The following is a 25,777-nucleotide window of genomic DNA, read 5'->3' on the forward strand; positions in this document are numbered from 1 at the left end:
GGCCGGTACGGGCGACAGGCCGGTACGGGCGACAGGCCGGTACGGGCGACAGGCCGGTACGGGCGACAGGCCGGTACGGGCGACAGGCCGGTACGGGCGACAGGCCGGTACGGGAAACGCGGAGGAGATGAGGTGGGGAGAGGGTGACGGGGGCCGGATCGACCGCGATGACCCGATCGCCCACCGTCCGTCACGGACAGGCTGGGAGCGCTCTCCGCACCGACGTGCGGGCCGCTCACCGGGGCGGAGGCTGCCTTTACGCCCGGCCGCCGGGTGGCCGCGGTGACACCGGCGCCCCGTCGGAGCACTCGGCCGGACCGCGGCCCCACCCACTCTCGCCGACGACGGTTCTTCAGTAAGCCGTCGCCTCGGATACGCAAGAATATGGCAATAGTTGCACGACGTTTATCGTCTCGTGATGGACATGGTCCATCCCTCGGCGGTCCGACCTAGCGATAGGCGGCGGACGACCCTACGGCGCCGAAGTCGATCGCGCGGTCCGCGTCGCGCAGGACCTCCTCGGCCACGCGCCGTACCTCGGCGAGCACGTCTCCCTGCTCCTCCACGAGGCCGGCGTAGATCGGTGCTTCGGTGCTGTCTGCGGAACTCATACGGTTTTCCCCGTCCGGTCTGGTGCGAAAGCCCCGCCGGTCGGCGGAGCGGGGGCGAGTGTACGTGGTGGGCGGCGGACGCCGCGATTCCCGGTCCGGGGACCGAGACGCCGCCGGACCTGCCGCAACGGCTTCCGGGCCCCGCCCCCGCAGGCGTGAAGGAAGGTTTCCGTCGGCAGGAGCGTCTCCTCGTCCTCGAAGAGCACCCACGGGCCCGCGGAAGGCCGCGACAAGGGTGTGGGGTCCGGGCATGGAGGTGCTCTCCTTCTGCGCTCGACGCCGCCGTGCGGTCCGGTGGGTCGGTTCCGCGTCGCACAGCGCTCAGGCCGGCTCCGTCGCGCTCAGGGCTGCTGTGGGCGCGGCGCGGGCGCCCCCTGGGTGCGCCGGCGTCGGGCGCCGGGGAGGGGCCGGTGCCCCTCGGTCCACTCGTTCACCCAGCCGCAGCCCGAGCAGGCGTAGCGGCCGTCGAGTCCCGCGATCTGGGTGCCGCACCGGGCACACCCGATGTACGTGATCTCCGGGTGCTCCGTCATCGCCCCGCTCCGGCCACTTCCAGGAGGACGCGCGCGAGCTCCCGCGGCCGGGAGAACATCGGCCAGTGGCCGGTCTCCATCGTGACCAGCTCCCAACGCTCGCCCTTCAGCAGCTCCGCCACGTCGCCGCTCGGCTCGGCTCCGTCCAGGAGGCACTTGATGTAGGTCGCGGGAAGCGCGTCGAGCGGCTCCGCCAGGACGGCCGGTTCGGCGAGGGTCGCTCCGGGGTGCGGGGTCGCCCCCGCCGCGATCCGGGCGATGTCCGCGTCGCCGAGCTCCTGACCGGCGAAGTCGTCGGCCACCGCCGGCGGCCAGAAGCCGTCGTTCGCGGCGATCGCCGCCTCGACCTGCGCCCGCCCCGCCGGCCAGCCGGCCAGGAACGACTCGCCGTCGGCCGGGACGTTGGAGTCGACGAAGACCACGCGGGCGAACCGGTCACCGATCCGCTGCGCCGCCTGGCCTGCCGGGATGCCCGAATAGCTGTGGCCGACCAGGACGACGTCCCGCAGGTCGAGGCCCTCGACGTGGTCGACGATGTCGTCGACATGGGTCTGCTGTCCGGCTTTCACCCCCTGCTTGTCGGCGAGGCCCGACAGCGTCAGCGGGTGCACCCCGTGCCCGGCCGCACGGAGGTCGGGCAGCACATCGCTCCACGCCCACGAGCCGAGCCAGGCGCCTGCCACGAGTACGAAGTTCGTCATGGCAGCAACGTAACGCAGGGGTCTGACTGGCAGCAGGAGCATCGGTGCCCCTGGCCTCTTGGTCCGCCGGGCCGCGTTCGCTAGGTTCTCGATACGCGGAGACCTTGATCCGTACGCCGAGATCCCGAGGAGAACGCCTGTGCCTTCCCCCACCCCCTCCCCCTCCGTGGGCGTCCTGCTGCCCCGCGATCTGCCCACCGAGCTGATCCTGCCGTTCGCGCGCCGGGCCGAGGAGCTGGGGTTCGCATCGGTGTGGGTGGTGGAGGATCTCGGGTTCCGTGGTGGGATCACCCAGGCGGCCACCGTGCTCGCCTCCACGTCCCGGATCCGGGTGGGCATCGGGCTGCTGCCCGCCGGCGCCCGCAACGTGGCGTTCGCGGCGATGGAGGTCGCCTCCCTGGCCCAGCTCTTCCCCGGCCGGACCGACATCGGCGTGGGACACGGCATGCCCGGCTGGATGCGGAGCGTGGGCCAGTGGCCCAAGAGCCCGCTCACCCTCCTCCACGAGTACGTCGACGCCCTGCGCGCACTGCTGCGGGGCGAGGGCCCGGAGGTGCGGGGGCGGTACGTGCACCTCGACGGCGTCCGGCTCGAGCGCGGCGCGCTGCCCGACGTGGTGCCCGACATCCTGGCGGGCGTCCGGGGCCCCAAGTCCCTCGCGGTCTCCGGTGAGGTGGCCGACGGGACGATCCTCGCCGAGCCCGTCGCCCCCGAGTACGTACGGGCGGCCCTGGCGCACATCGGCGCGGCCCGCCCGCACCGCCTGGTCGCGTACAACATCGGCTCCGTCGGCGCCGATCCCGAGGCAGCGCTCGCCGCGGCGCGGCCCGGGCTGGAATGGATCGGCGAGCCGGACTGGCAGGCCCACATCGCCCCGCTCCCGTTCGCCGCGGAGCTGGTGGAGCTGCGGGCGGCGTGCGCGACCAGGGAGGAGTTCGTCCGCCGTCTGCCCGATGCCTGGGTCGAGCGGCTCGCCGTCACGGGTACGCCGGAGGCGGCTCGCGCCCGGTTGGGCGGGCTCGGTGCGGCGGGCGTCACCGATGCCGTCCTCACCCCGGTCGGGCCGGACCCGCTCGGAGCTCTGGTGTCGCTCGCCGGCGTTCTCTGACCCCTGCGGGCCCCACCGTCCGGCCGACTGCGACCCCACCTTCCGCACGTGTCAACTTCTGATCGGACAGGAGGCATTGTCAGCCGTTTCTGACTGCTTTTGGCTATGCACGGAGGCCGCGGGGCCCAGCGAGGCAGGATGGCCTGCGTGATGGGCAACCTCCCTGTCGTGACGACCAGCTTCGTCGGCCGCGACAGCGAACTGGACAGCATCGACCGGGCACTTCGTGATCACCGGCTGGTCACTCTCAGCGGGAGCGGCGGGGTCGGCAAGAGCCGTCTGGCCCTGCAGACCGCCGGGCACGTCCGGGACCGGTACGCGGACGGCGTGTGGTGGGCCGACCTCTCCCATCTGGACGACGACCAGCTGCTCACCACGACGGTCTGTGACGGCGTCGGACTGCTGGACCACAGCCCTCGCCGCCCGGTGGCCGCGCTCTGCGAATGGCTCTCCGACCGCCGCCTGCTGCTCGTCCTCGACTGCTGCGAGCGCGTTGTCGACTCCTGCCGGCAGCTCGTCGGCGAACTGCTCTCCGCCGCGCCGGGGCTGACCGTCCTGACCACCAGCCGGCAGCCGCTCGGCGCGGAGGGCGAGCACGCCCTGGAAGTCCCCCCGCTCTCCGCGGGCGAGGACGGCGACGAGGCCGTACGGCTCTTCCACGACCGCGCCGCCGCCGTCGTCCCCGGCCTGGTACTCGATTCTCCCGGCGACTCGGCCGCCGTGGCCGATATCTGCCGCCGCCTCGAAGGGATACCGCTCGCCGTCGAACTGGCCTCCGCGCAGCTCCGTGAGAGCAGCGCACAGGAGATCACCGGGCGACTGGCCGCGGGGCTGGACACCCTCAGCGACGACACGCTCTGGCCCCGCCGCCACCGCGCCCTGCGCACCACCATCGGCTGGAGCCACGAGCTCTGCGCCCCGCTCGAACGCCTGCTGTGGGCGCGGCTCTCCGTCTTCCGTGGCGTCATCATGACGGCCGACGCCGAGGCGGTGTGCGCGGGCGGACCCCTCGGCGCGGGGACGATCGCCCCCGCGCTGGAGAGCCTCGCCGAGCAGTCCGTTCTCCGGCGGACCGGTGAGGGCTACCGCATGCTGGACACGCTGCGCGAGTACGGGGCGATGTGGCTCGCCGAACTGGCGGAGGACACACTCCTGACGGACCGGCACGCCCGGCACTTCGCGCAGACGGCCGTGCAGGCACACACCGGCTGGCTGGGCCCCCAGCAGGTCGAGTGGTACCGCAGGGTCGCCTCCACGCACGCGGACCTCTGTGCGGCCCTGGAGCATCTGCTGGCCGAGGACCCCGAGAGGGCGATGGAGATGGCCGGGTGCGCCGGTCTGTTCTGGAGCTGCTGCGGCCACCTCCACCAGGCCCGGAGCTATCTGGAGCGGGTGCTGGCCCTGCCGCTCTCGGCCGGCCCGCACCGCACCCGCGCGCTCTGGGCGCTCGGCATCACGCTGACCCTCCAAGGGGACCATGAGGCGGCCCGCCGGGTCGGCAAGGAGTGCGAGGAGGCCGCCCGCCTCGGCCAGGACGCCGAAGGGGCACTCTCGGCGGCCCACTCCATGAGCTTCACCTACCTGATGATGGGCCGCCCGCAGACCGCGCACCTGGTCAGCGACCATGCCCTGCGCCTTCATCCGGGAGACCCCGCAGACGCCCCCTCCCAGATGCGGTGCCGGGTGATACGCCTCTTCGCCCTGTCCGCGCTCGGCCGCCTGGACGAGGCGTACGAGGAGGCGACGCGGCTCCAGCGGATAAGCCTGCGCTTCGGCGAGCACTGGGGGCGCGCCTACGCCGATCACCAGCTCGCCCTCATCCACCTCCTCCAGGGCCGCCCGCGCCAGGCCGAGAACCATGCCCGCGCGATGCTCGCGAGCAAGCACGAGCTCCACGACAGCCTCGGCATCGCCCTCGGCCTCGACCTGCTGGCCGGAGCCATCGCCTCCCAGGGGGACGGCGTCGCGGCGGCCCGTACCTCCGGTACCGGACACACCTACTGGCGAATCATCGGCCACCCGCACCGCGGCACCCCCGAGCTCGGGGCGATCCGGGAACAGTGGGAGCTCCGGGCCCGGCAGGCGGCCGGGAACACGGCGTACGAAAGGGCCTACCGCCGGGCCTCGGCCGACGACGCCGAGCGCGGCCTGGCCCATGCCCTGGAGCGGCAACTCCCCTCGTAACGGGACCGCCCGTCGGAGCGGCTCACCGCGCTGCGGGCGGAGGCGACGCTCGACCACGGGGTTTCCCGTGCGGTGCCGGCCCGTGCGGGGTTCGAGCCGGTGGAGGACGTCATGTTCGGCGCCCGGCCGGGGCAGCGGTACGTTCCCGACCTGCCGCGCCGCCTCCCCGGCCCGGTGACCGGCACTTCCTGGGGGGACGGGGAGACGAGGGAGGCGGGGAGACGAGGGGGCGGGGAGACGGCCGGATGGTCCACCCCGGGGGCGGGCTCCGCCCGGCCACCCGATGCTGGGCGCACGGCAGCCGTCGGCCAGGGAGTTGCCGGGGGATCAGGCCCGGGCCCCCCGGGGGGTGTCCGGCCCGATCCGCCCGCTCCTCCTGGGGCCCGGCCCACCGCCCCGACCCGCCTCCAGGAGGTACACCCGTGCCCACTCGTCCCCTTCTGCGCGCCCCTTCCCGGCCGCTGCGGCGAAGAGCCGTCGTGGCCGCGCTGGCCGCCGCCTCGCTCGCCGGGCTGATGACCGGCCCGGCCCGGGCGGGCGGTGACGGGGGCGACGGCCCGCACGGCCCGGTCGACCGCGAGCTGCAGCGCGGGCTCCAGGCACTCGTCGACACCCCGGGCGGACCGCCGGGGGCCATCGCCGTACTGACGGCCGGCGGTCGCGGTGAGGTGTACCGGGCCGGTACGTCCGAGGTCGGCACCGGCCGGCCGCCACGGGTGACGGACCACATGCGGATCGCCAGCGTGGCGAAGGCCTTCAGCGGGGCGGTCGCGCTGCACCTGGCGGACCGGGGGCGCCTCTCGCTCGACGACACCCTCGGCCGGTGGCTCCCCCGTCTCCCCGCCGCCTGGCACCGGGTGACGGTAGCCCAGCTCCTGAACCACACCAGCGGGCTGCCGGACTACACCGAGGCCCCCACGTTCATCGCCGAGCTCACGGCCGATCCGCGCCGGCGGTTCGACTCGCGCAAGCTGCTGCGGTACGTCGCCGGGGAACCGCTGCGGTTCCGGCCGGGTTCGGCGTACCGCTACTCCAACTCCGACAACATCGCCGTGGCCCTGGTCGCCGAGGCCGCGACGGGCACCCGCTACGAGCAGCTGCTGGCCGAGATCGTGTACCGGCCACTGGGGCTGCGCGCCACCTCGCTGCCCCAGGGTTACCGGCTGCCCGAGCCGTACCTGCACGGATACGCCGTGGACCCGCCGAACCCGCCGGAGGACCTCTCCACCGCGATCGGCGCCTCCGGGGTGTGGGCGTCCGGCGGCATCGTCTCCACGCCCGAGAACCTCGGCACCTTCATCCGCGCCTGGGCCGGCGGCCGGGACCTGGGCCCGGCGGTCCGCCGCCGGCAGCTGACATTCGTGGCGGGCAGCTCCGAACCGGCGGGTCCCGGGCGCAACGAGGCCGGGCCCGCCCTCTTCGCGTACCGGACGCGGTGCGGGACCGTGTACGGCCACACCGGCAACTTCCCCGGCTACACGCAGCTGGCGGCGGCCACCAAGGACGGCAAGCGGTCGCTGACCGTCTCGCTCACCTCCCAGGTCAACAGCACGACGAACCCACGGCTGCTGGCCACCCTCCGCGGCCTCCAGGAGGACTTCGTCTGCCGGCTGCTGGAGCGGCGCAAGCCGCACGGAGCATAGGAGAAGGGGTACGCCGGGTGTCCGGCGTACCCCTTTCACGCGGTGGTGGGTCCTCGCGGACGCACCACCGAGACGGTCAGTCGTTGTCGGTCTCCTCGCGGACGATGGTGTCGTTCTTGGCGTCCACGTCGAACGTGGTCTTCTTCCAGTCGGAGCCGACCACGTCGACCGACCAGATCACGCCGTTGCCGTCGTTGTCGTCCAGGCCGACGGAGGTGACGGTCCCCTTCTTCTTCTCCGTGGCGACCTTGGCCGCCTGCTCCGGCGTCTGCGTGGCCTGGGTGAGCCACTCGGCCGTCTGCTTCTTGTCCTCGGCGTCCTGGTCCGCGTCGACGCGGGCCTCGATCACCTTGCCGTCGACCGCGTTGATGCGCACGGTGTGGACCGTGCCGTCCTTCTCGGCGACCTCCGCGACCCAGACGGGGCCGTCGGCACCCGGGCTCGCGCTCGGCGAACCGGTCGCGGCGGGGCTGCCGGTCGGGCTCGCGGTGCCCGTCGGGCTGGGGCTGCCGGTCGGGGTGCCGGATCCGGTCGGACTGGGGCTCTCGTCGCGGTCGTCGTCGTCCACACCTTCCAGGTCCAGATCGACGAGCTTGCCGTTGGCCACCTCGCCGACGGCGGTCGTCGCCGCGTCGTCGAAGGTGACCTTGGTGGCATCCAGCACGCTCTTGCGTTCCTGCTGATCCTCGGTCAGCTCCGCGGTGGCCGACGGGGACGCCGTCGTCTTCTGCGGGAGGACCTTCGCGGCTTCGGTGGCCGCGGACGTCGCACTGTCCGAGCTCTGACCACATGCCGTCAGCAGGAGAGCGGCGGCCGCCAGACAGGCGGCGGCACCGGACGCCCTGAGGTTGCGGGAGCGTAGGGAAAGACGGTTGTTTCGTCGGGGCTCAAGTCTCATGTACGCATGCCTAGCCCTACCGGCGACCAGTCATGTTGTCCCACCGGCCACAGTCACCCGATCGACCGGACACCTCCGCCCGTTGGCCGTCGCGAAGCCCCCGCCGCCCCCCGGGCGGGACGCACCCGGATGCGGAACAATGGGATCGGGGCCGGTGTCGTCATGCCCCCGCCGGGAGGCTGTCATGGAGCACACGGAGCGTTACGAACTCATTTTCCAGATGTCCGGCGCGGAGGACGACGTGGTCGCCGTCCGGCTGACCGACCGGACCGGGGCGGGTGGGTCACCGGTGTACGAGGACGAGACCGGGATCGTCCGCGCCGAGATCAGCGACCGGGGTGAGGTGCGGATGCTCGCCAGCGGCGGACACCAGGTCCCCGGCACACCGCTGCTCGCCCGGCCGCTGAGCGGGGGCGTTCGCCAGAGGCGCTGAGCGGACGGTCACAGGCGGGGCGCACCGATGAGCGGTGCGCCCCGCCGACGTATGCGCCCATGACCACGCACCTCGCGCTCTCGCATGTCCACCCGTGCCCACTCTCAGCCCGAATGTGTTTACTTTCCCGAACCCCGCACGTAACCTGAGCGCGAAACCACAGAGTCGGGCATGAAACGGATACGAAACCACATGTACGCACCGGAGCGTCAACAGGAGATCCTCCGACTTGCCCAGGAGAGCGGCCGGGTCGAGGTGCTCTCCCTGGCCGACGAGTTCCAGGTGACCGCCGAGACCGTCCGGCGGGATCTCAAGGCGCTGGACCGGGCCGGGCTGCTGCGCCGGGTGCACGGCGGTGCCATCCCGGTCGGGCGGCTCGACTTCGAGCCCGACCTCGCCGAGCGCGACGCCGTGGCCGCCGACGAGAAGGACCGGATCGCGCAGGCGGCGCTCGGCGAGCTCCCCTCGGACGGCAACGTGATCATCGACGCCGGGACCACGACGGCCCGGCTCGCAGCGGCCGTCCCCGTCGACGCCGCGCTGACCGTGGTGACGCACGCGCTGCCGGTCGCCGCCCGCCTCGCCGATCACCCGGGCATCGCGCTGCACCTGGTCGGCGGCCGGGTCCGGCACCGGACGCGGGCGGCGGTCGACGCCTGGGCACTCAGCTCGTACGCCGAGATCAGCGCCGATGTCGTCTTCCTCGCCACCAACGGCTTCTCGCCCGACAGCGGCCTGACCACGCCCGACCTCGCCGAGGCCGCCGTGAAACGCGCGGTGGTCAAGGCCGCCCGCCGGGTCGTCCTGCTCGCCGACTCGGGCAAGTTCGGGCAGCGGCACTTCGCCCGCTTCGGTGACCTCACCGACGTGGACCTCCTCATCACCGACACGGGCCTCAGCCCCGACGACGCCCGCTCCATCGAGAGCCGGGGCACGGAAGTAGTACGCGCATGATCCTCACCGTCACCCCCAACCCCAGTCTGGACCGGACCTACGAGCTGCCGGACCTGGTCCGCGGCACCGTCCTGCGGGCCACGGCCGACCGTGTCGACCCGGGCGGCAAGGGCGTCAACGTCTCCCGCGCGGTCGCGGCGGCCGGCCACCGCACGGTCGCCGTCGCCCCGATGGGCGGGCCGGAGGGCGCGCTCCTCGCCCGGCTGCTCGGTGAGCACGGCATCGAGGCGGCCGGGGTACCGGTCACCGGCAGCACCCGGATCAACGTCACGCTCGTCGAACCCGACGGCACCCTCACCAAGATCAACGCCGCCGGGCCCGAGCTCAGCGCCGCCGAGGCGGAGGACGTCCTGGAGGCCGTGCGCACGCGCTCCGCGGACGCCGACTGGATCGCGTGCTGCGGAAGCCTGCCGCGCGGGCTGCCGCCGCAGTGGTACGCGGAGCTGGTCGCGCGGAGCCACCGGGCCGGTACGCGGATCGCGCTGGACACCTCCGGCGCGGCGCTGACCGCCGCGCTCCGGCAGGGGCCCGACGTGATCAAGCCCAACGCCCAGGAGCTCGCCGAGGCCGTCGGCCGTCCGCTCACCACGGTGGGTGACGCGCTGAAGGCTGCCGAGGAACTGCGCGAGCGGGGGGCCGGGGCGGTGCTGGCGAGCCTGGGGGCCGACGGGCAGCTGCTGGTGGAGGAGGCCGGGTCGTACTTCGCGACCGCCCGCGTGTCGACCGTACGCAGCAACGTCGGCGCCGGGGACGCCTCGCTCGCCGGCTTCCTGACGGCGGGCGGGCAGGGGCCGCAGGCGCTCGCCTCGGCCGTCGCCCATGGGGCGGCGGCGGTGCAGCTGGCGGGGAGCCTCATGCCCACCCCGGCCGACCTCGACCTGTCCGCGGTCGCGTCGAGCGCCGACGTCCCCCTGGACCGCCCGCTGACGGAGCCCGCCCCGTGAGCGCCCGATGACCGCCGCAGTCCCCTACGAGCCCGCCGCCTTTCCATCCCTCCGCACCGCCGCACGGCGGTCCCCGAGCAAGGAGCACCGCGATGAGTGAGCTGATCACCGCGGAACTGGTCGACCTCGATCTGTCCGCCGAAACGAAGGACGCCGCCGCGAGGTCGCTCGCCGAGCGGATGGTGGCCGCACACCGCGTCACCGACCTCGACGGCTTCCTGGCCGATGTCGCCGCCCGCGAGGCGCAGATGCCGACGGGCCTCGACGGCGGGATCGGCATCCCGCACTGCCGGAGCGAGCACGTGAGCGCCCCGACGCTGGCCTTCGGGCGCAGCGCCCGGCGCATCGACTTCGGCGCGGCCGACGGCCCGGCGGACCTCATCTTCCTCATCGCCGCGCCGGCCGGGGCGGACGAGGACCACCTGACGATCCTGTCGGGGCTGGCCCGCAGGCTGATGGACCCGGAGTTCACCGCCGCCCTGCGCGCCGGGGATGACCCGGGGAGGGTCGCGGCACTGATCCGGGGCGAGAAACCGGCACCGGAGCCCGAAGCCCCGGAGCCCGAGGCAGCGACGCCGATACCGGCAGCCGATGACGCCGAGGACACCACCGAGACCCCCTTCCGGATCGTCGCCGTCACCTCCTGCCCCACCGGCATCGCGCACACCTACATGGCCGCCGAGTCCCTCACGGCCGCCGGCCACGCCGAGGTCGTCGAGGTGACGGTGGAGACCCAGGGGTCGGCCGGCTTCAGCAAGCTGGACCCCGCCGTCATCGCCCGGGCCGACGCGGTCATCTGGGCACACGACGTCGAGGTGCGGGAGAAGGCCCGCTTCCGGGGCAAGCCGCTCGTGGACGTCGGGGTGAAGGCGGGTATCAACCGGCCCGCCGAGCTGATCGCCGAGGCCCGCCGCAAGGCGGCGCGCGGTGAGATCGCCGCCGTATCGCAGGGCGGGGAGGGGCCGGAGGCCGGTGCGGACGACGGATCCGGTGCGGACAGTGCGCACTTCGGGGTCCGGCTGCGTACGTATCTGATGTCCGGCGTGAGCTACATGGTGCCGTTCGTCGCGGCGGGCGGTCTGCTGATCGCCCTGTCGTTCGCCATCGGCGGCTACGAGATCGTGGACGCCAAGTCGGTCGCCGACCACTTCGTCTGGGGCCAGGCGGACAGCTGGGCCGCGCTGCTCAACCAGATCGGTTCCGCCGCCTTCGGCTTCCTGGTGCCGGTGCTGGCCGGGTACATCGCCTACGGGATGGCCGACCGTCCCGCGCTGGTGCCCGGCTTCGTCGGCGGGGCGATCGCGCTCACCGTCGATGCGGGATTCCTCGGCGGTCTGGTCGCCGGTCTGCTGGCCGGTGCGGTGGTGATGGCCATCCAGCGGGTCCCGGTCCACGCCACTCTGCGCGGGATCATGCCGGTGCTGGTGATCCCACTGGTCGCGTCGGCGGTCGTCGGATTCCTGATGTTCATCGTCGTCGGCAAGCCGATCGCCGCTCTGCAGGGCGCCCTCACCGACTGGCTCAACGGTCTCTCCGGCTCCAACGCGGTCATCCTCGGCGTCGTCCTCGGCCTGATGATGTGCTTCGACATGGGCGGCCCGCTGAACAAGGTGGCGTACGCCTTCGCGGTCGGCGGTCTCGCCGATCCGACCGACGGCAGCCTCAAGGTGATGGCGGCGGTCATGGCGGCCGGTATGGTCCCGCCGCTGGCGATGGCGCTCGCCACCACCGTACGGAAGAAACTGTTCACGAAGGCCGAGCGGGAGAACGGCCGGGCGGCCTGGGTGCTGGGCGCGTCGTTCATCAGCGAGGGCGCGATTCCGTTCGCGGCCGCCGACCCGCTGCGGGTGATCCCCTCGGTGATGGCGGGCGGCGCGGTCACCGGTGCGCTGTCGATGGCCTTCGGGTGCACCCTGCGCGCTCCGCACGGCGGCATCTTCGTCGTCCCGCTGATCGGTGAACCGTTCCTGTACCTGCTGGCGATCGCCGCGGGCACCCTCGTGGCGACCGCTCTGGTCGTCCTGCTCAAGGGCGCCCGCCGGTCGGTGGCGGTGCCTGCCGACGAGGCGGGGGCCACGGCCGCCGACTCCCGGGTGGGTGTGACCGCCTGACCCCGTCGCGCCGATGGAACGGGGCACGAGATCTCTGATCCTGTGCCCCGTTCCCGGCTCCGGGTCCGCTTCCGGTCGCTAGATTGACCGGCATGACCGACAGCTGGGACGCGGCCGACCGGGCCGTACTCACACTGCCCTCCGGGCGCCTGATACGCGGCCGGGGCCTGCGCGACCCCCTGCCCGAAGGACCCGAGCCGGATTTCGCCGTGTATCTGCTGGGGCGTACGCCTCCCCCTGTCGGCTGGGAGTCACGGTGGCTGCGGTGGCCTGACTTCCGGCTTCCGGCCGACCCGCAGCAGGCCAGGGAGCTGCTGGAGGAGGTATGGCGGCGGGCCTCCGGGGAGCGGGTGGAGGTCGCCTGCGGGGCCGGGATGGGGCGGACCGGGACGGCGCTGGCGTGTCTGGCCGTGCTGGACGGGGTCCCCGCCGAGGAGGCGGTGGCGTTCGTCCGCCGCGGGTATCACCCGCGTGCGGTGGAGACCCCGTGGCAGTGGCGCTACGTACGCGGGTTCGGCCGGCCCGGGTAGCCCCGGACGGATTCCCGCTGTCAGTTCTCGGAGAAGGTGGCGGGGACGGGCAGCGTGTTCCAGCGGCCGGCCGGCCAGGCGATGACGACGGCCCGGCCGACGACCTCGTCGACCGGAACCATGCCCTTGTTGCGGTCGTCGCTGTGGTAGCGGGAGTCCGCCGAGGCCTGCCGGTGGTCGCCCATCACCCAGAGCTTGCCCTGCGGGACGGTGACCTTGAAGGAGCCCTTGTCGTCGTTGCTGCACGGGGTGTTGCCGGGGAACACGTAGGGCTCGTCCAGAGCCTTGCCGTTGACCTTCACCGGTCCGTCGCCCGCGCACTCCACGGTGTCGCCGCCGACGCCGATCACCCGCTTGATGAGGTCCTTCTCCTCGGCCGACGGCATCACGCCGACGAAACTCAGCACCTTCTGCACGGCGTTGGGCGGGTCCACGGCCACGTCGTCGAGCCAGCCGTCCGGGTCGTGGAAGACGACCACCTCGCCCCGTTCCGGCTGGGATCCGAACCACGGGGTCAGCTTGTCGACGAGGACCCGGTCGCCCTTCTGCAGGGTGTTCTGCATGGACTCCGACGGGATGGAGAAGGCCTGGACGAGGAAGGTCTTGATGAGCAGGGCCAGGACCAGGGCGATCCCGACGAGGAGCGGGAGCTCCACCCAGAACGGCCGGTGTCTTCTCGTCCCCGCCCGCCGTGCACCCGCACGCACCATTACGCCGCTCCTCGCCCCGTGTCCCGCTCACCCGCCCCGGTGGGGAACGGATCTTGTCGGGTCACTCTATGGGGCGGGGCGGATGCGGCGGGTCCCGGCTCCGGGTGCGGACGCCGGGACGGAGGCGAGGGCGGAACGCTAGGAGGCGGGGGCGGTGCCGTCCGGCGGGACCGTGGCCCCGTCGCCGGCACGCACGGCCTCGACCACGCTCTGGTGGAAGGCCCGGCTCTCCTCCTCGGATGCGCACGGCACGGGGCTGCCCGCCAGGGTGAACCAGTCCGACGAGCCGCTGTACTGCACGGCCACCGACGCCTGGCCCTCGGACCACGTCGTGTGCACCGTGAGGTCTCCGCTCAGGATGCCGGCTTCTTCGGTGCGGACTCCGCCTGTTCCCGCGAAGACACCGCTGGTCGTCCACGATGCCCAGCTCATGACGCGTCGCCTTTCGGACGATGACACCCTCTGCGGCGGACTGCTTCCGAGTATGGCACCGCTGCCTGGAGGGTGCACGGGGTGCGGAGTCCTTCCCTCCGCACCCCGGTCTCACGTGCGTTCCCGTACGCCCCGGACGAAGGCCGCCTGGCCCGCGTGCTGGAGGTCTTCGGCGATGACACTGATCAGCCGGACACCCAGGGTGACCGGGGGAGACCAGGCCTCGTCGACGATGCGGTCGAGGGCGCGGCCATCCAGTCCGCGGACGAAGCCGAGGGTCTGTTCGTGGACGGCGTCGTAGTAGCCGAGAAGCAGGTCGGCGGAGTCGACGCGGACGGCGGCGACCTCTTCGCTGCTGTGCCCGTATCCGGTCGCCGTCTCGTCGAACGGGAGCCCGAAGCGGTCGGCCCAGCCCCCGGTGTGCCAGACCTGGCCGGTGCCGGCGGCGTCGGCGATGTGGTCGTCCTGGACCCGGGTGAGGTGCCAGATCAGCCAGGAGACCGAGTTCGCTCCGTCGTCGAGCCGGGCGTTGAGGTCGTCGGCCGAGAGTCCTTCGGCCGCCGCATGGACCGCTTCCCCGACCCGCTCGAACGCCTCGGCCAGCATGTTCGCACAGTTCATCCGTTCACCTTCGCCTCCTGGCCCGCGCGAACCCTGCTCCGACACACGCGCGCCACCCGCTGGGGATCGGCTCATGGTGCAAAGCAGCGCTGAAGACGTCGATCCGTACCCGGCCGAGCTGCCGGACGCCCGCCGTGGCGCACTCACCGAGCTGCGCGCCCTGTGCCGCGCGGAGCCGACGGGGTACGCCCTACCGCAGACCGCGCAGCCACTGGGTCAGCAGCCGGTTGACCTCGTCGGGGCGTTCCTGCTGGATCCAGTGGCCGCAGCCTTCGAGGATGTGCGCGGCGGACAGGCCGGGGAGGGTGGCCGGGTAGGCGTCGATGGCGTCCGCCATCCACGTGGTGGAGGCGTCGAGGGAGCCGCCGAGGAACAGGGAGGGCTGGGTGACGGGCGCTCCGTGCCAGGCGGCGAGGTCCTCCCAGTCACGGTCGACGTTGCGGTAGCGGTTGAGGGCGCCGGTGAAGCCGGAGCGTTCGAACTCCCCGCTGTAGACGTCGAGGCCGGCCTCGCCGAGCCAGGCGGGCAGTGGGCCGGTGGGGAAGCGGTCGGCGAGGCGCGCTCCCGGGGGTACGAAGAAGAGACGGGCGTGCTCCGCGGGGGTGAGGGCTCCGCCCGTCAGCCCGGTGTAGAAGCCGGCGAGCCAGCCGCGTACGTCCCGTTCGATCTCTGCCTCGGCCCGGCCGGGGGTCTGGAAGTAGCTGACGTAGAACTCCTCGTCTCCGCCGATCCGGGCGAAGCCGTCGGTGGGGCGGTTCTCGTCCCGGGGTGTGTAGGGGACGCTGAGCAGGCCCACGGCGGTGAAGACGTCCGGCCGGACCAGGGCGCTGTTGGCGGCGATGGGCGAGCCCCAGTCGTGGCCGACGACCGTGGCGGTCTCCTCGCCGAGGGCGTGTACGACGGCGGTGTTGTCGGCGACGTGGGCGAGCATGCGGTACGCGTCGGGGGCGGCGGGCTTGGCGGAACGCCCGTAACCGCGTACGTCGATGGCCGCGGCCCGGTATCCGGCGGCGGCGAGCGCGGGGAGCTGGTGGCGCCAGGAGTACCAGGACTCGGGGAAGCCGTGGACGAGAAGAACGAGGGGGCCTGTGCCCTGCTCGACCAGGTGGATGCGGCCGCCGGGGGTGTCCACCAGTCGGTGGACCGCGCCGGGCGGGGTGGCGTGGTCCATCGGGGACTGCGGCACGGTTCCTCCTCGGGCGCCCCGGGGGCACGGGGCGGTCGTGACGGGTCGGTCGGGCGGCCGGGCCGGAGTCCGGCCGCCCGGTCACGATCATTCGGGGGCGCTCACCGCCCGCACAAGGATCTTTGCCGGACCGGCAAAGGGAGCGCGACGGGCGGTCAGACGAGCAGCCGCAGCAGATGCGCGCAGGCGGCGGCCTCGTCCGGGTGGCGGTCGAGGACTTCGTCGCGGCCGCGTTCGTGCCCTCCGGTCTCCCATCCGCCGTCCGCCGCCCGTCGCACGAAGAGGAAGTCGGGCGGCGTGGGAACCGGCTCGTGGACGCCTTCGATCCGGTAGTAGCCGCCGGGGATCCCGGCCTCCATGAGGGCGGCGTGCAACGTCTGACGGTCCATGGGGATTACGCGCCCGCGGGCGTGAGGTAGCCGTGGTCCAGCAGCCACTTCACGTTCAGCCGCTCACCCTCGCCGGGGTTCAGGAAGACCGGGTCGAGTTTGATCTGCTGGCCGCCGCCGGGCTGCTCGAACCAGGGGGCGATGCTGCCCTGCCAGACCCAGAAGGGCTTCGCCACCTTGTAGACGCGGTAGTCACAAGGGGTCGCCGCCTCTCGGGTGTTGAGGTTCTGCGGGGGCAGGGCACGCTCGGCGTAGGCGTCACCGGCCGGGGCCAGGTAGCCGCCGTACTCCGAGCCGAAGCGGTCCAGACGCTGGCCGGGGCGGAGCTTGGAGGGCTCCTTGTCGATCTCGCCGTTGACCTCGCCGAAGCCGTCGTTGGGCGGGTACTTCCAGCCTCCGCTGTCCGCGGGCCCCTCCCAGTACTTCTTGAGGAAGGCCTGCGGCGCGAGGTCGCCGGTGCGCTGGTAGCCCTTCAGGAGCGGGCCGACCGGGGCGAGGCGGTTGTTGGGCAGCCACTTCGGGCCGAGCCGGGCGTCACCGCGGTATTCGCCGGTGCAGGGTTCGTGCCGCTCGGCGGCCACCGGGGCATCCGGCGGCGGGGCGGCGTTCGCGGCGGGGGCGGTGATCAGTCCGGCGGTGATGCCGAGCGCGGCAAGTACGGTGCGGATGCGGTTCATTCAGGAATCCCCTCGATCACTGATGATCAATCAGACAGCTGTCGAAGGGTAACCGTTCGGCTACCTGGAGCATCTGCGCCATGCCGTTTTCCGGTCACGACGGACCGCGGGGACTCTGGCGGCCCCGGCCGGAGCAGCATCGCGCCCCGGCCGGGTGGGGCTTTGGCCCGGCCGGGGCGCGAGGGGCGGACAGGGCCGGCCGCTAGCTGACGTTCACGTCGATGCAGGCGTAGAAGGCGTTCGAGGTGTCCGCGATGTTCCAGACCGCCAGGACCTTCTGCTGACCGGTTTTGTTGCCGAAGTCGACCTGATGGGTGACGGTCGCGCCGGGCTGCGCGCAGCCGTCGTCGAACTCGGCGATCTTCTCGCCGCCGGTGAAGTACTGCCAGGTGCTGGTCGACTGCCGGGCGGTGAGCTTCCACTCGAACTGCTGCGAGCGGTTCACCGGGGTGACCGTCCAGCCCTTGGAGTCGTCGTCGAGCTCGGCGAATCCGCTGTTTCCGCCGCTGCAGCTGGTGAGGCCCTTGGGGCTCTCGACGCTCTGCGCGAGTGTGGGGCCTACGAGGTGCGAAGGACTGCAAGACCCTGCCGGACAGGCCTGATGACCCGCAGCCGAAAGGCCTTGCGCTTGGCCTGGACCATACTCGGCGTCGTCTACGCGTCAAGGTAGCGGTACGAGTGGCTGTACGTGTCGGGATGGGCGACGGCCGGGCACGGCCGCGACGGGCGGTCAGCGGGCCGGGTCGCCGGGCCCCATCAGCTCCGGCCGTCGCCGTAGCGGACCGTGACGCGCTCGAAGCCGAGGGAGCCGAGCAGTCCCTTCAGCATGTCCGTTGTGTTCTTCTCGGCGCGGGCGGTCAGCCCGCTCTCCTTCGCCGCCTCGCCGATGTGCCGGACGGCCAGTTGGTTGACCGCCTGCTCACTGCCCGGATTGTCGGAGAAGAGGTCGCCGAGCCGGTCCAGGATCCCGCGCTGCTTGGAGACGGCGTAGGAGCGGTCCGGGTCCAGGGCCGGCTTGCCCAGCACCGCGTGGGGCAGCCGGATCTCGGCGGTGGTGCGGTCCTCGTCGACGACGACGCCGTCCTCGGTGACCTTCCCCAGGTCGACGGAGGCGCCGACGGTGCCCGCGCCGACGAACAGGGTGCGGGTGCCGCGTACCGCGTCGGGCAGGAACTTGGCGTCCTTCTCCAGGTCGACGACGACCTGGAAGTTGCCCGAGGCCGCCTCGTACGCGCTCATGTCCTGGATCGACTTGAGGACCGCGGGGCCCGACCGGTCGTGGGTCTCCTCCCCGAAGAGGCTGTCGAGGCCCGGCAGCAGACTGAGCCGGCCACCGGCGAACAGCAGGGCCAGGACGGCCGCACCGATGGCGACGGCCTTCAGCACTCCCCGCAGAACGGGACGGGCCGTGCGCTTCTTCCCGCTCTGCGCGGCCGGATCCGTGGTTGCGTCGCTGGACGTCATGGACTGCATGTGACCCGCCGACGGGTTTTCAACCCATCTCCCCCACAGAATGGGCCAGTTCGGGTAGACGGCTACAGACGGGAGGGGGACTGGGGGCGACCGGACAGCTCCGTGGTGTCGTCGGAGGTCGTGGTGGTGGTCAGCGATGTGGTGACGTTGCCCGCGAGGCCGAGCACCAGGAAGAGCACCACGAGCCCCTTCGCCGCGCCGCTCATGACCAGCGGCCGGGTGGCGGAGAGGGAGTGCCCCTGCGATACGGGGAGGTCGTCGCCGAAGAGCCCCTTGGGGTAGGCCGGGGTGAGCATCATGGCGTACGCGGAGAACCGCATCCGGTAGCGCAGGGTGGCCGCGGTCGCCTCGAACAGGGGGCGCGGCATCCGGCCGAGGACCAGTGTGATGACCCACCACACGAAGGCCAGGACCCACCAGCCGTAGACCGCGAGGCTCTGCACGATCGCCGCCGGGATCATCAGGAAGATCCGGAAGAGGACCGCGAGCCGGTTGAGGGCGGTCGGCCGTACACCGATCTGGACCGGGAAGTCCGGTGGCGGGGTCAGGGCGAAGGGCGGGTAGCGGTCGATCAGCAGCATCTGGCTCGCCGACACGCGCATGTCGTACCCGAGGAACTGGGCGAGGAACCGGAAGACGGGGTCGGGCAGCCGCCCCAGCACCAGCGCTGCGAACCACCCCACGATGACGGTGAAGAAGGCCGCGATGTGCAGGAAGAACAGCACGATCAAGTGGGGGATCAGCAGCAGCAGGCGTAGCAGGACCGTCAGCCGGCGCTGGCGGCCGGGCTCGACGATGTCGAGGACGGGCCTGAACTCGTCGGCGTCGGCCTCCTTACGGCCCGGGCTCCACCGGCCATCGGCCATGTCGCTCCTCCTCGGCAGGGGGTCCGTACGGCATCCTCACGCCGGACGTGCCCCCACGCTGCGGCCGGACGGGGCGGCCCGCAACCGGTCCCGAGCCGAACGGGCGGCGTGGCAGCAGTCAGCCTGCCGCGACGCCGACGCCGACGCCGGCACCGACGGCGATGAACAGCCACCCGGTTGTCAGTTCCCAGCGGCGAGGGACCTCGGGACGGCGAGCAGTGTCCGCAGTCGCGCGGCGACGACGACCAGGGCGAACCAGTAGTCGACGCCGATGAGGACGTCGAGAGTGCTGAGGAAGAGAATCCGACGTCGGTGTTCCGTCGCCGCGGACGAACCGCGGCAGGATGCTGAGGAAGAACAGGGCAGCCTCGGGGTTGTGGACGTGGATGAGCAGGCCCTGGGTGCATCCGGACCTCCACCGGGCGCCGGCCGATCCCTCCGGCCGGGCCGTCAGCGCCTGCGGAGCCGGTCCAGCAGGGCGCGACCGGGGCCGGGCCGCTCGGTGCCCCCGGTGGGGCGCGCGCTCGGTCCCGTGGACCGTCCGAGGCGTGTGCCGACCGTGCGCGCCCCGGCCTTGGACGGTGCCTTCGTCCGGGTCCCTGACGCCGTCCGCTCGACGACCGGCTTCGGCTGCGGCTCCTCCGCCGGCGTCCGGGGCGTGTGCGCGTGCGCGTGGTAGCTGTGGCTGATCCGGCGGCCCAGCAGGAAGTAGCCGAGCAGGGCGCCCGCGGTATTGAGGATGACGTCGTCGATGTCGAAGGCGCGGCCGGTGACCAGGGCGCCCTGGACCAGTTCCACGAGGACCATGGCGGCGGCGGTCAGGAGCGTCATGCTGATCATCCGCAGGCGGCGCGGCACGAGGAACGGGAGCAGCAGCCCGAAGGGCACGCCGAGCAGCAGATTTCCGCCCGCCTGCTTGCACGCGGCGAGGAAGGTGTAGTCCTCGGCGTACTGGCGCAGCGACCGGCCCGGCCGGAGATTCGATGTGACGATGTCCTCGGAGGCCGGCGAGGGGGTGAGTGTGACCTTGGCCAGGAGGACGGAGAACGCCACCAGTCCCAGCAGGACCACCGTCAGGACGGTCACCCTCAGCAGTACGCGTGCCCATGTCCCCTGTCGCGTACGGGGTCTCGTCTCTGCAGTCATGGCGGACAGGTGCCCACGCAGGGGGCGGAACACACGCGGATGGACGCCCGGGTCTCGAAAACGCCCGGCCGTCCGGTGTCGCCTGCGACGATGGGCCTCATGAGCGCACATGAGAAGAAGGACCTGCTGGCCGAGACCGACCGGCTGCGCGAGGAGGGCCGGGCCGGGGAGGCGCGCGAGCGGCTGCTCGCCCTGACCGCCGAGTTCCCCGACGACGCGGAGGTGGCCTTCCGGACCGCGTGGGTGCACGACGTCCTCGGCCTGGAGGCCGAGGCGGTGGCGTACTACGAACGCAGCCTGGCGGGGACGGGGCTCGGCGCGGAGGACCGGCGGGGGGCGCTGCTGGGTCTGGGCAGTACCTACCGGGTGCTGGGGCGGTACGGGCAGGCCGTGGAGACACTGCGCCGGGGCGTCGGGGAGTTCCCGGACGACGGGGCGCTCAAGACGTTCCTGGCGATGGCCCTGTTCAACACGGAGGAGCACCACGAGGCGATGCAGCTGCTGCTGCGGGTGGTGGCGTCGACCAGTGAGGACCGGCACGTGCAGCAGTACCGGCCGGCCATCGAGCACTATGCCAAGGACCTCCACGAGACGATGTGACCCGATCCCGGGCCCGCCCGGCCGGAGCGCCGAGGGCAGGCAGCGGACAGCGGCGCGCCGCATCCAGCGCGGCGCGGGCCACCGGAGCGCGTGCGTACCGAGAATGCTCGCGTGCACTCCCCTCCCCCGCCTCCACCCCCCTCTTCCGCCGCGCCACGGGCCGACGTCCCTTCCCCGCACGGCGCGTGGGCGCTGCTGCTCCTCTCCGCGGCTTCCGGGGCGGCGGACGCGTTCGCCTTCCTCTGTGTGGGCCAGGTCTTCGCGGGGGTGATGACCGGCAATCTGGTCCTGCTCGGGGCCTCGGCGGCCGGAGCGGGCGAGGACGGTGTGGCGCTGCGGGTGGTCACCGCCCTGACGGCGTACGTCTGTGGGGCGGCGGCCGGGGCGGTGATGGCCCGGCGGCCGGGGCGGCGGCTCCGGGTGATGCTGATGACCGAGGTCGTCCTGCTCGGGGCGGCGGCCGCACTGTGGGGGTTCGGCCTGGTGGCGTCGTACGGTGACCGGCTCGGGCTGCTGGCCCTCGTGTCGCTGGCGATGGGCCTCCAGGGGCGCGTCCGGGTTACGCCGACGAACTATTTCACCGGGACCCTCACCTCTCTCGCCGGCCGTGCGGCGGCGCGGCAGCTGGAGCCGGGGGACGGCTGGGTGCTGGGCCGGCTGGGGGCGGTGGTGGCCGGGGCGGCGCTCGCGGCGCTGACGGAGCGGTTGTGGAGCCCCGGGGCCGCACTGGGTGCGGTGGTCCTGGTGGCGGCAGCGACGGTCCTCGAACCCGGGTGGGGCGGGGGCCGGGATACGGGGAAGCCCCGGCCGGATCGGGGGAATCCAGCCGGGGCGGCTTGAGTGCGGGTGCGAAGGGCGGTCGCCTCTCGGCGAGGGGCTCCATGGGGCTTCGGCTGAGCGAGCTTCCCCATGGGCTGTTGGTGAGGCCCGGGGACACTGTCCCCCTCACACCCACGTATAGATGAACGATAAACCATCTCGGGCTGTTCCCGGGGACCCGCCCCCATGGATGTGATCCACGGCACGGAATCCCCGGTTCCCCTGTCAGCCGGAGGCCTGCGCGGTCAGCTCCGGGACGCCTCATCGGTGCCGTAGCGACGCCGGAACCGCTCCACGCGGCCCGCCGTGTCGAGCACCTGCCGGCTTCCGGTGTAGAAAGGGTGGCCGGCCGACGAGGTCTCCACGTCGATGACGCGATAGGCGTTGCCGTCCTCCCATGTCACGCGCACGCCGGAGTCGGCAGTGGAGCGGGTCAGGAAGGCGACGCCCGCGGCGCGGTCGCGGAAGACCACGGGGCGGGAGACGGGGTGGATACGGGGCTTCATGGATGCGTTCCTTCCTCACCGCCGACGGCGGTGACGTGACGTGCGGCGGCTCTTCCGTGCAGTCAGCGGGCTTCCCGAAAGAGGACGTGCTGCCCGGCGGCGGCATCGAACTTGCGCAGTTCCAGCCGGTCGGGAGTGTTGCGGCGGTTCTTGCGGGTCACGTAGCTGCTGCCCGTTCCCGCGGTGGACCGGAGGGTCACTACGGGCCTGAGTCCATTGCGTGCCATGGGCGCCTCCCGTGGCGCTCGACGACCCCGCCCCCGTAACGGGAATGGGATTCGTTTTCGTTCTGGTGGGGTAACGCGGCCCACCCCGTCGGCATTCCCGCGCCGGGATCGCCCGCTCCCGGGATCGTCAGGATCCTGCCGGGCGGCCCGGCCGCCGCGCACGCGCATTCCCTTTCGGCCCGTTCGCCACGGGCGCCTATGCCGCAGGGACAGGCCAACACCCCTCAACCGTACGCCCGTTCGGAGGCTCGCCCCTCCCGTACGGCCTGCGGCATATGCCAGAAGCAACAACGCATCGAGTGTGGTCGAATCCCTTACGGGCCGCCGCAGCCTGTGCGACAGTCGAGAGCGGCCGCCCCCTGAGACCCGGCCGCACCGCGCCTGTATCGGAGTACGAGATGCCGTCCCATCTGTTCGCGGACCGCCCCGCACCACAGCCCCCCGCGCACGATGCCGTCGACGCCTTGATCCACCGCGCGCGCCGACTGCGCGACGACGTGGACGCCGTGGGGCGGAACACGGCGGTGACCGACGAGGACGCCCCCCAGGCGCGCTGGCAGCGCGCCCTGTGCGACCTGGCCGTCCAGCACCTCGACAACCTGGACCAGCATCTGGGCCAGCTCAAGGCCGGTCCGCCGGCCCAGCGCTCCATGGCCCGGGACGACCGCGCGACCGCGGGCGACGCGCCGGCCGGCCCCTCGGCGAACCGGGTGGGCAGCGCCGAATGGAACCTCCTCACCGACGAGGTCAGCTGGTCGGAGGAGCTGTACGAGATCTTCGGCCGGCCTCCCGGTTCACCGCCCCTCTCCCTGGACGACCTGCCGTCCGTACTGCTCCCCGACGACCAGCCGAAGCTGACCTCCATGGTGACGGGCTGCCTCGTGGACGGCCAGCCGATGGACGGGGAGTTCCGCATCGTGCTCCCCGACGGCCAGGTGCGCACCCTGCACATGACGGGCGAACCGCTCCTCGACTCCGAGGGCTGCACCGCCTCCATGTGGGCCGTGCTCCGGGACGTCGGCGAGCTGCGCCGCAGCGAGGAGACCGTCAGCCGGAACCGGCTATCCGCCCGGCGCGACGAGCACACCGAGCGCACGGAACACCGGACGGCCGTGGAGCTCCAGGAGACCGCCCTGCCGCCATGGCGCGGCTCGTTGCTCCTGCCGTCCCCGGCGCCCGGCGCCCTGGACATCGCCGCCCACCACCTCCCTTCCGCGGCCGGCAGCCTCATCGGCGGCGACTGGTACGACGCGATGGAGCTGCCGGACGGCCGGACCCTGCTGACCGTCGGCGATCTGTCCGGGCAAGGGATTCCCGCCACCTCGGCCATGGCCATGCTGCTCGGCGCGGTGCGCGGCATGGCCGTCGCCGGTATCGAGCCCGGCGCCCTGATGGGTCACCTCGACCACCTCCTCGAAACATCCGTGCAGCCCGCCCTGGGCAGCGCCCTGTGCTGCCGCTTCGACCCGGCGACCGGCCTCCTCTCCTGGGCGCAGGCAGGGCACCCCGCGCCCCTGCTCTTCCGCGAGGGAGCGGGACGGCAGCTGCCACCCCCCGACGGGGCACTGCTCGGGGCCGCCTCCCAGGCCGCCTACGAACAGGACGAGGTACGGCTGCTCCCCGGCGACGTGCTGGTGCTGCACACGGACGGCCTGACGCGGCGCAGCGACCGGGGTGCGGGCCCGGAGCAGCTGCTCGCCCTCGCCCCCCGTTTCGCACAGGCCCGCGACGCACAGGAGTGCGTGCGGGGCGTGGTCGAGGAGTTCGGCGGGACCGAACGCCTGGACGACGCGTGCGTGCTGGTCGCCCGGATCGGGGCGTGAGGGAGCGCGGGACCGGCGTTCAGGACTGGCGGAGCGTCATGACGGTGGCCGCCCGCGGCGGTTACGGCCTCCGCCGGCGGGCGCGTACGGAAATCAGGCCCGTGTACCCCTGATCTTCTTGGCCACGGGACTCTGCGGCAACGAGAGCTCGATCTGCTCGCGGAGGTCCTGGATCTTGGCGTACCCCGCGAACTGGCCGGTGAGCCGGTACATTTCGCGCAGCCGGTCCCAGGTGCGGTGCGAGGAGGTCTCCCCCATCGACACCAGAGCGAGCCGGGCGTACCGGTCGGCCTGTTCGGGGTCGTTGGCGATGAAGCAGGCCGAGGCGAGCGAGATGTAGTCGAAGATCTTGGAGCGCTGCCGCCCGTTGATCCGCAGCTCCAGGGCCTGTTTGGCGTGGCGCTGGGCGATGGACGCGGCCGCCGGGTCGTGCTCGGCCAGGGTACGGAACGCCAGAGCCTGCATGCCGTGCATGTCGGCCTCGTCGAACATCTGCATCCAGCTGGGTGCCGGTACGTCACCCTTGTCCGAGACGAAGAGCTCCTCCGCCTCGCCGAGGGTGCGCCGCATGGCCTGGCCCCGGCCCATCGCCGCCTGTGCCCAGGCCTCGATGGTGCGCAGCATCGCCTGCGTACGGGGCAGGGTCTCCTCGCCCGAGCCGGATTTCGCCAGCTTCATCAGGTCGAGGGCGTCGTCGGGGCGGCCCAGGTGGACCATCTGACGTGCGGCGCGGGAGAGCGCCTCACCGGCGCGCGGCCGGTCGCCACCCTCCCGGGCCGCGTGGGCGGCGATGACGAAGTACTTCTGGGCGGTGGGTTCGAGGCCGACGTCGTGGGACATCCAGCCCGCGAGGACGGCGAGGTTGGCGGCGACGCCCCACAGGCGGCGCTGGAGATGGTCGGGGTGGCGGTAGGCGAGCATGCCGCCCACCTCGTTGAGCTGGCCCACGACGGCCTTGCGCTGGAGGCCGCCGCCGCGGGAGGCGTCCCAGGCGCGGAACACCTCGACCGAGTGCTCCAGGGCCTCGATCTCCTCGGAGCCCACGGGCGCGGCCTCGTACCGGTCGAAGCCGGCGGGGTCGGCGTGCTGGGGATCGTTGGCGCGTGGCGCGTCGGCCGCGGAAGCGGGGCTGCTGCGCAGCCAGTCGTACATGGGGCCGGCGATGGTTGAGCCGGCGGCGAGCGCGGCGCCCGCGCCCACCATGCCGCGTCGGTTGAGCATGAGGTCCATTCCCGTGAATTCGGTGAGGACCGCTGCCGTCCGTTCGGGCGCCCACGGCAGTTGGTCGGGGTCGTGCTCCGTCCCCGCGTCACGCCGTTTCCCCACACGCCCGCGTCGGCCGAACCCGAGGTCCTCGATGGTCACGACACGGCCGAGCCGCTCGGTGAACAGGGCTGCCAGCACTTCGGGCACGGGATCACGGGGGGACTCCCCCATGTCGATCCAGCGCCTGACCCGCGAGGTGTCGGTGGCCAGCTGCGGATGGCCCATGGCCGCCGCCTGCCGGTTCACCATTCTCGCGAGTTCGCCCTTGGACCAGCCGGCCAGGCCGAACAGGTCAGAAAGGCGGGTGTTGGGTTCTCCGGTCACGTCAAGCCCCCAGGTTCTCGGCTGACTTGACACTAACCCCCTGTCAGATGCGCTGTGACTAT

27 protein-coding genes and 1 pseudogene are annotated in these 25,777 nt (G+C 72.6%); 11 read left to right on the forward strand and 17 right to left on the reverse strand.

Features of this window, described 5'->3' with window-relative positions:
- Positions 1-449: 449 nt before the first annotated feature.
- From ABZ154_RS00160 to ABZ154_RS00170, 3 genes are all read right to left on the reverse strand, one after another.
- Positions 450-611, reverse strand: coding sequence for a hypothetical protein (locus ABZ154_RS00160; protein ID WP_356827477.1), 162 nt, complete (start codon positions 609-611; stop codon positions 450-452).
- Between the two features lie 341 nt (positions 612-952).
- Positions 953-1,144 carry a hypothetical protein gene (locus ABZ154_RS00165; protein ID WP_128848433.1) on the reverse strand — a complete coding sequence of 64 codons (192 nt, stop codon included), beginning with the start codon at positions 1,142-1,144 and terminating at the stop codon, positions 953-955.
- Positions 1,141-1,845 carry an alpha/beta hydrolase gene (locus tag ABZ154_RS00170; protein ID WP_356827480.1) on the reverse strand — a complete coding sequence of 235 codons (705 nt, stop codon included), beginning with the start codon at positions 1,843-1,845 and terminating at the stop codon, positions 1,141-1,143. The genes ABZ154_RS00165 and ABZ154_RS00170 overlap by 4 nt, the downstream gene beginning before the upstream one ends.
- 139 nt (positions 1,846-1,984) lie before the next feature.
- Between ABZ154_RS00170 and ABZ154_RS00175 the strand changes: the two genes are divergently transcribed.
- The 3 genes from ABZ154_RS00175 to ABZ154_RS00185 all read left to right on the forward strand — a co-directional run bounded on the left by ABZ154_RS00175 (position 1,985) and on the right by ABZ154_RS00185 (position 6,780).
- A complete protein-coding gene (locus ABZ154_RS00175; RefSeq protein ID WP_356827482.1) occupies positions 1,985-2,953 on the forward strand; it encodes an LLM class flavin-dependent oxidoreductase in 969 nt (322 codons plus the stop codon).
- Between the two features lie 150 nt (positions 2,954-3,103).
- Positions 3,104-5,137 (forward strand): NB-ARC domain-containing protein, encoded by a 2,034-nt coding sequence (locus ABZ154_RS00180; protein WP_356827484.1) that lies wholly within the window; start codon positions 3,104-3,106, stop codon positions 5,135-5,137.
- 422 nt (positions 5,138-5,559) lie between these two features.
- A complete protein-coding gene (locus ABZ154_RS00185) occupies positions 5,560-6,780 on the forward strand; it encodes a serine hydrolase domain-containing protein (RefSeq protein ID WP_356827486.1) in 1,221 nt (406 codons plus the stop codon).
- Between the two features lie 76 nt (positions 6,781-6,856).
- On the opposite strand, the gene ABZ154_RS00190 is transcribed toward ABZ154_RS00185, so the two are convergent.
- Positions 6,857-7,678 (reverse strand): PepSY domain-containing protein, encoded by an 822-nt coding sequence (locus ABZ154_RS00190; RefSeq protein ID WP_356827488.1) that lies wholly within the window; start codon positions 7,676-7,678, stop codon positions 6,857-6,859.
- Between the two features lie 184 nt (positions 7,679-7,862).
- Between ABZ154_RS00190 and ABZ154_RS00195 the strand changes: the two genes are divergently transcribed.
- The 5 genes from ABZ154_RS00195 to ABZ154_RS00215 all read left to right on the forward strand — a co-directional run bounded on the left by ABZ154_RS00195 (position 7,863) and on the right by ABZ154_RS00215 (position 12,650).
- Positions 7,863-8,111 carry a DUF6296 family protein gene (locus ABZ154_RS00195; protein ID WP_356827490.1) on the forward strand — a complete coding sequence of 83 codons (249 nt, stop codon included), beginning with the start codon at positions 7,863-7,865 and terminating at the stop codon, positions 8,109-8,111.
- 192 nt (positions 8,112-8,303) lie between these two features.
- Positions 8,304-9,065 carry a DeoR/GlpR family DNA-binding transcription regulator gene (locus tag ABZ154_RS00200; RefSeq protein ID WP_356827867.1) on the forward strand — a complete coding sequence of 254 codons (762 nt, stop codon included), beginning with the start codon at positions 8,304-8,306 and terminating at the stop codon, positions 9,063-9,065.
- Positions 9,062-10,009 (forward strand): 1-phosphofructokinase, encoded by a 948-nt coding sequence (gene pfkB, locus ABZ154_RS00205; RefSeq protein WP_356827492.1) that lies wholly within the window; start codon positions 9,062-9,064, stop codon positions 10,007-10,009. Before ABZ154_RS00200 ends, pfkB begins: the two co-directional genes overlap by 4 nt.
- Positions 10,010-10,101: 92 nt before the next feature.
- Positions 10,102-12,120, forward strand: coding sequence for a fructose-specific PTS transporter subunit EIIC (locus tag ABZ154_RS00210; protein WP_356827494.1), 2,019 nt, complete (start codon positions 10,102-10,104; stop codon positions 12,118-12,120).
- 92 nt (positions 12,121-12,212) lie between these two features.
- Entirely contained in the window at positions 12,213-12,650 is a 438-nt protein-coding gene (locus ABZ154_RS00215; protein WP_356827496.1) for a protein-tyrosine phosphatase family protein, read from the forward strand.
- Between the two features lie 20 nt (positions 12,651-12,670).
- Here the strand turns inward: ABZ154_RS00215 and lepB are convergent, their stop codons facing one another.
- The 10 genes and pseudogenes from lepB to ABZ154_RS00265 all read right to left on the reverse strand — a co-directional run bounded on the left by lepB (position 12,671) and on the right by ABZ154_RS00265 (position 20,150).
- The gene (gene lepB, locus ABZ154_RS00220; protein WP_356827498.1) at positions 12,671-13,360 is read right to left on the reverse strand and encodes a signal peptidase I; all 690 of its coding nucleotides are present in this window, start codon (positions 13,358-13,360) and stop codon (positions 12,671-12,673) included.
- Between the two features lie 138 nt (positions 13,361-13,498).
- Entirely contained in the window at positions 13,499-13,792 is a 294-nt protein-coding gene (locus tag ABZ154_RS00225) for a hypothetical protein (protein ID WP_356827500.1), read from the reverse strand.
- A 111-nt stretch (positions 13,793-13,903) separates the two neighbouring features.
- Complete coding sequence (locus ABZ154_RS00230; protein ID WP_356827502.1) at positions 13,904-14,413, reverse strand: DUF664 domain-containing protein; 510 nt, start codon at positions 14,411-14,413, stop codon at positions 13,904-13,906.
- A 190-nt stretch (positions 14,414-14,603) separates the two neighbouring features.
- Positions 14,604-15,584 (reverse strand): alpha/beta hydrolase, encoded by a 981-nt coding sequence (locus ABZ154_RS00235; protein ID WP_356827869.1) that lies wholly within the window; start codon positions 15,582-15,584, stop codon positions 14,604-14,606.
- A gap of 170 nt (positions 15,585-15,754) precedes the next feature.
- Complete coding sequence (locus ABZ154_RS00240) at positions 15,755-15,988, reverse strand: hypothetical protein (protein WP_356827504.1); 234 nt, start codon at positions 15,986-15,988, stop codon at positions 15,755-15,757.
- Between the two features lie 5 nt (positions 15,989-15,993).
- Complete coding sequence (locus ABZ154_RS00245; protein WP_356827506.1) at positions 15,994-16,665, reverse strand: TNT domain-containing protein; 672 nt, start codon at positions 16,663-16,665, stop codon at positions 15,994-15,996.
- Between the two features lie 202 nt (positions 16,666-16,867).
- Positions 16,868-17,209, reverse strand: a pseudogene (locus tag ABZ154_RS00250) (lytic polysaccharide monooxygenase auxiliary activity family 9 protein); the annotation flags it as partial.
- Between the two features lie 212 nt (positions 17,210-17,421).
- Complete coding sequence (locus ABZ154_RS00255; protein ID WP_356827508.1) at positions 17,422-18,129, reverse strand: DUF4230 domain-containing protein; 708 nt, start codon at positions 18,127-18,129, stop codon at positions 17,422-17,424.
- A gap of 71 nt (positions 18,130-18,200) precedes the next feature.
- Entirely contained in the window at positions 18,201-19,004 is an 804-nt protein-coding gene (locus ABZ154_RS00260) for a DUF4389 domain-containing protein (RefSeq protein WP_356827510.1), read from the reverse strand.
- A 450-nt stretch (positions 19,005-19,454) separates the two neighbouring features.
- Complete coding sequence (locus tag ABZ154_RS00265; RefSeq protein WP_356827512.1) at positions 19,455-20,150, reverse strand: VanZ family protein; 696 nt, start codon at positions 20,148-20,150, stop codon at positions 19,455-19,457.
- Between the two features lie 99 nt (positions 20,151-20,249).
- Here ABZ154_RS00265 and ABZ154_RS00270 point away from each other — a divergent pair, with 99 nt between their 5' ends.
- Positions 20,250-20,750, forward strand: a complete 501-nt coding sequence (locus ABZ154_RS00270; protein WP_356827514.1) for a tetratricopeptide repeat protein — start codon at positions 20,250-20,252, stop codon at positions 20,748-20,750.
- A 195-nt stretch (positions 20,751-20,945) separates the two neighbouring features.
- Complete coding sequence (locus tag ABZ154_RS00275; RefSeq protein ID WP_356827871.1) at positions 20,946-21,590, forward strand: YoaK family protein; 645 nt, start codon at positions 20,946-20,948, stop codon at positions 21,588-21,590.
- A 224-nt stretch (positions 21,591-21,814) separates the two neighbouring features.
- On the opposite strand, the gene ABZ154_RS00280 is transcribed toward ABZ154_RS00275, so the two are convergent.
- Both ABZ154_RS00280 and rpmG read right to left on the reverse strand, forming a co-directional pair.
- Entirely contained in the window at positions 21,815-22,075 is a 261-nt protein-coding gene (locus ABZ154_RS00280; protein WP_356827516.1) for a type B 50S ribosomal protein L31, read from the reverse strand.
- Between the two features lie 62 nt (positions 22,076-22,137).
- Positions 22,138-22,302 carry a 50S ribosomal protein L33 gene (gene rpmG / locus ABZ154_RS00285; RefSeq protein ID WP_356827518.1) on the reverse strand — a complete coding sequence of 55 codons (165 nt, stop codon included), beginning with the start codon at positions 22,300-22,302 and terminating at the stop codon, positions 22,138-22,140.
- Between the two features lie 398 nt (positions 22,303-22,700).
- Between rpmG and ABZ154_RS00290 the strand changes: the two genes are divergently transcribed.
- A complete protein-coding gene (locus tag ABZ154_RS00290) occupies positions 22,701-24,125 on the forward strand; it encodes a SpoIIE family protein phosphatase (RefSeq protein ID WP_356827520.1) in 1,425 nt (474 codons plus the stop codon).
- 93 nt (positions 24,126-24,218) lie between these two features.
- On the opposite strand, the gene ABZ154_RS00295 is transcribed toward ABZ154_RS00290, so the two are convergent.
- Positions 24,219-25,715: a hypothetical protein gene (locus ABZ154_RS00295; protein WP_356827522.1), complete on the reverse strand. Its 1,497-nt coding sequence runs from the start codon at positions 25,713-25,715 to the stop codon at positions 24,219-24,221.
- Between the last annotated feature and the right edge of the window lie 62 nt (positions 25,716-25,777).

The sequence above is a fragment of the Streptomyces sp. NPDC006261 genome (assembly GCF_040613515.1).
Classification (GTDB): Bacteria; Actinomycetota; Actinomycetes; order Streptomycetales; family Streptomycetaceae; genus Streptomyces.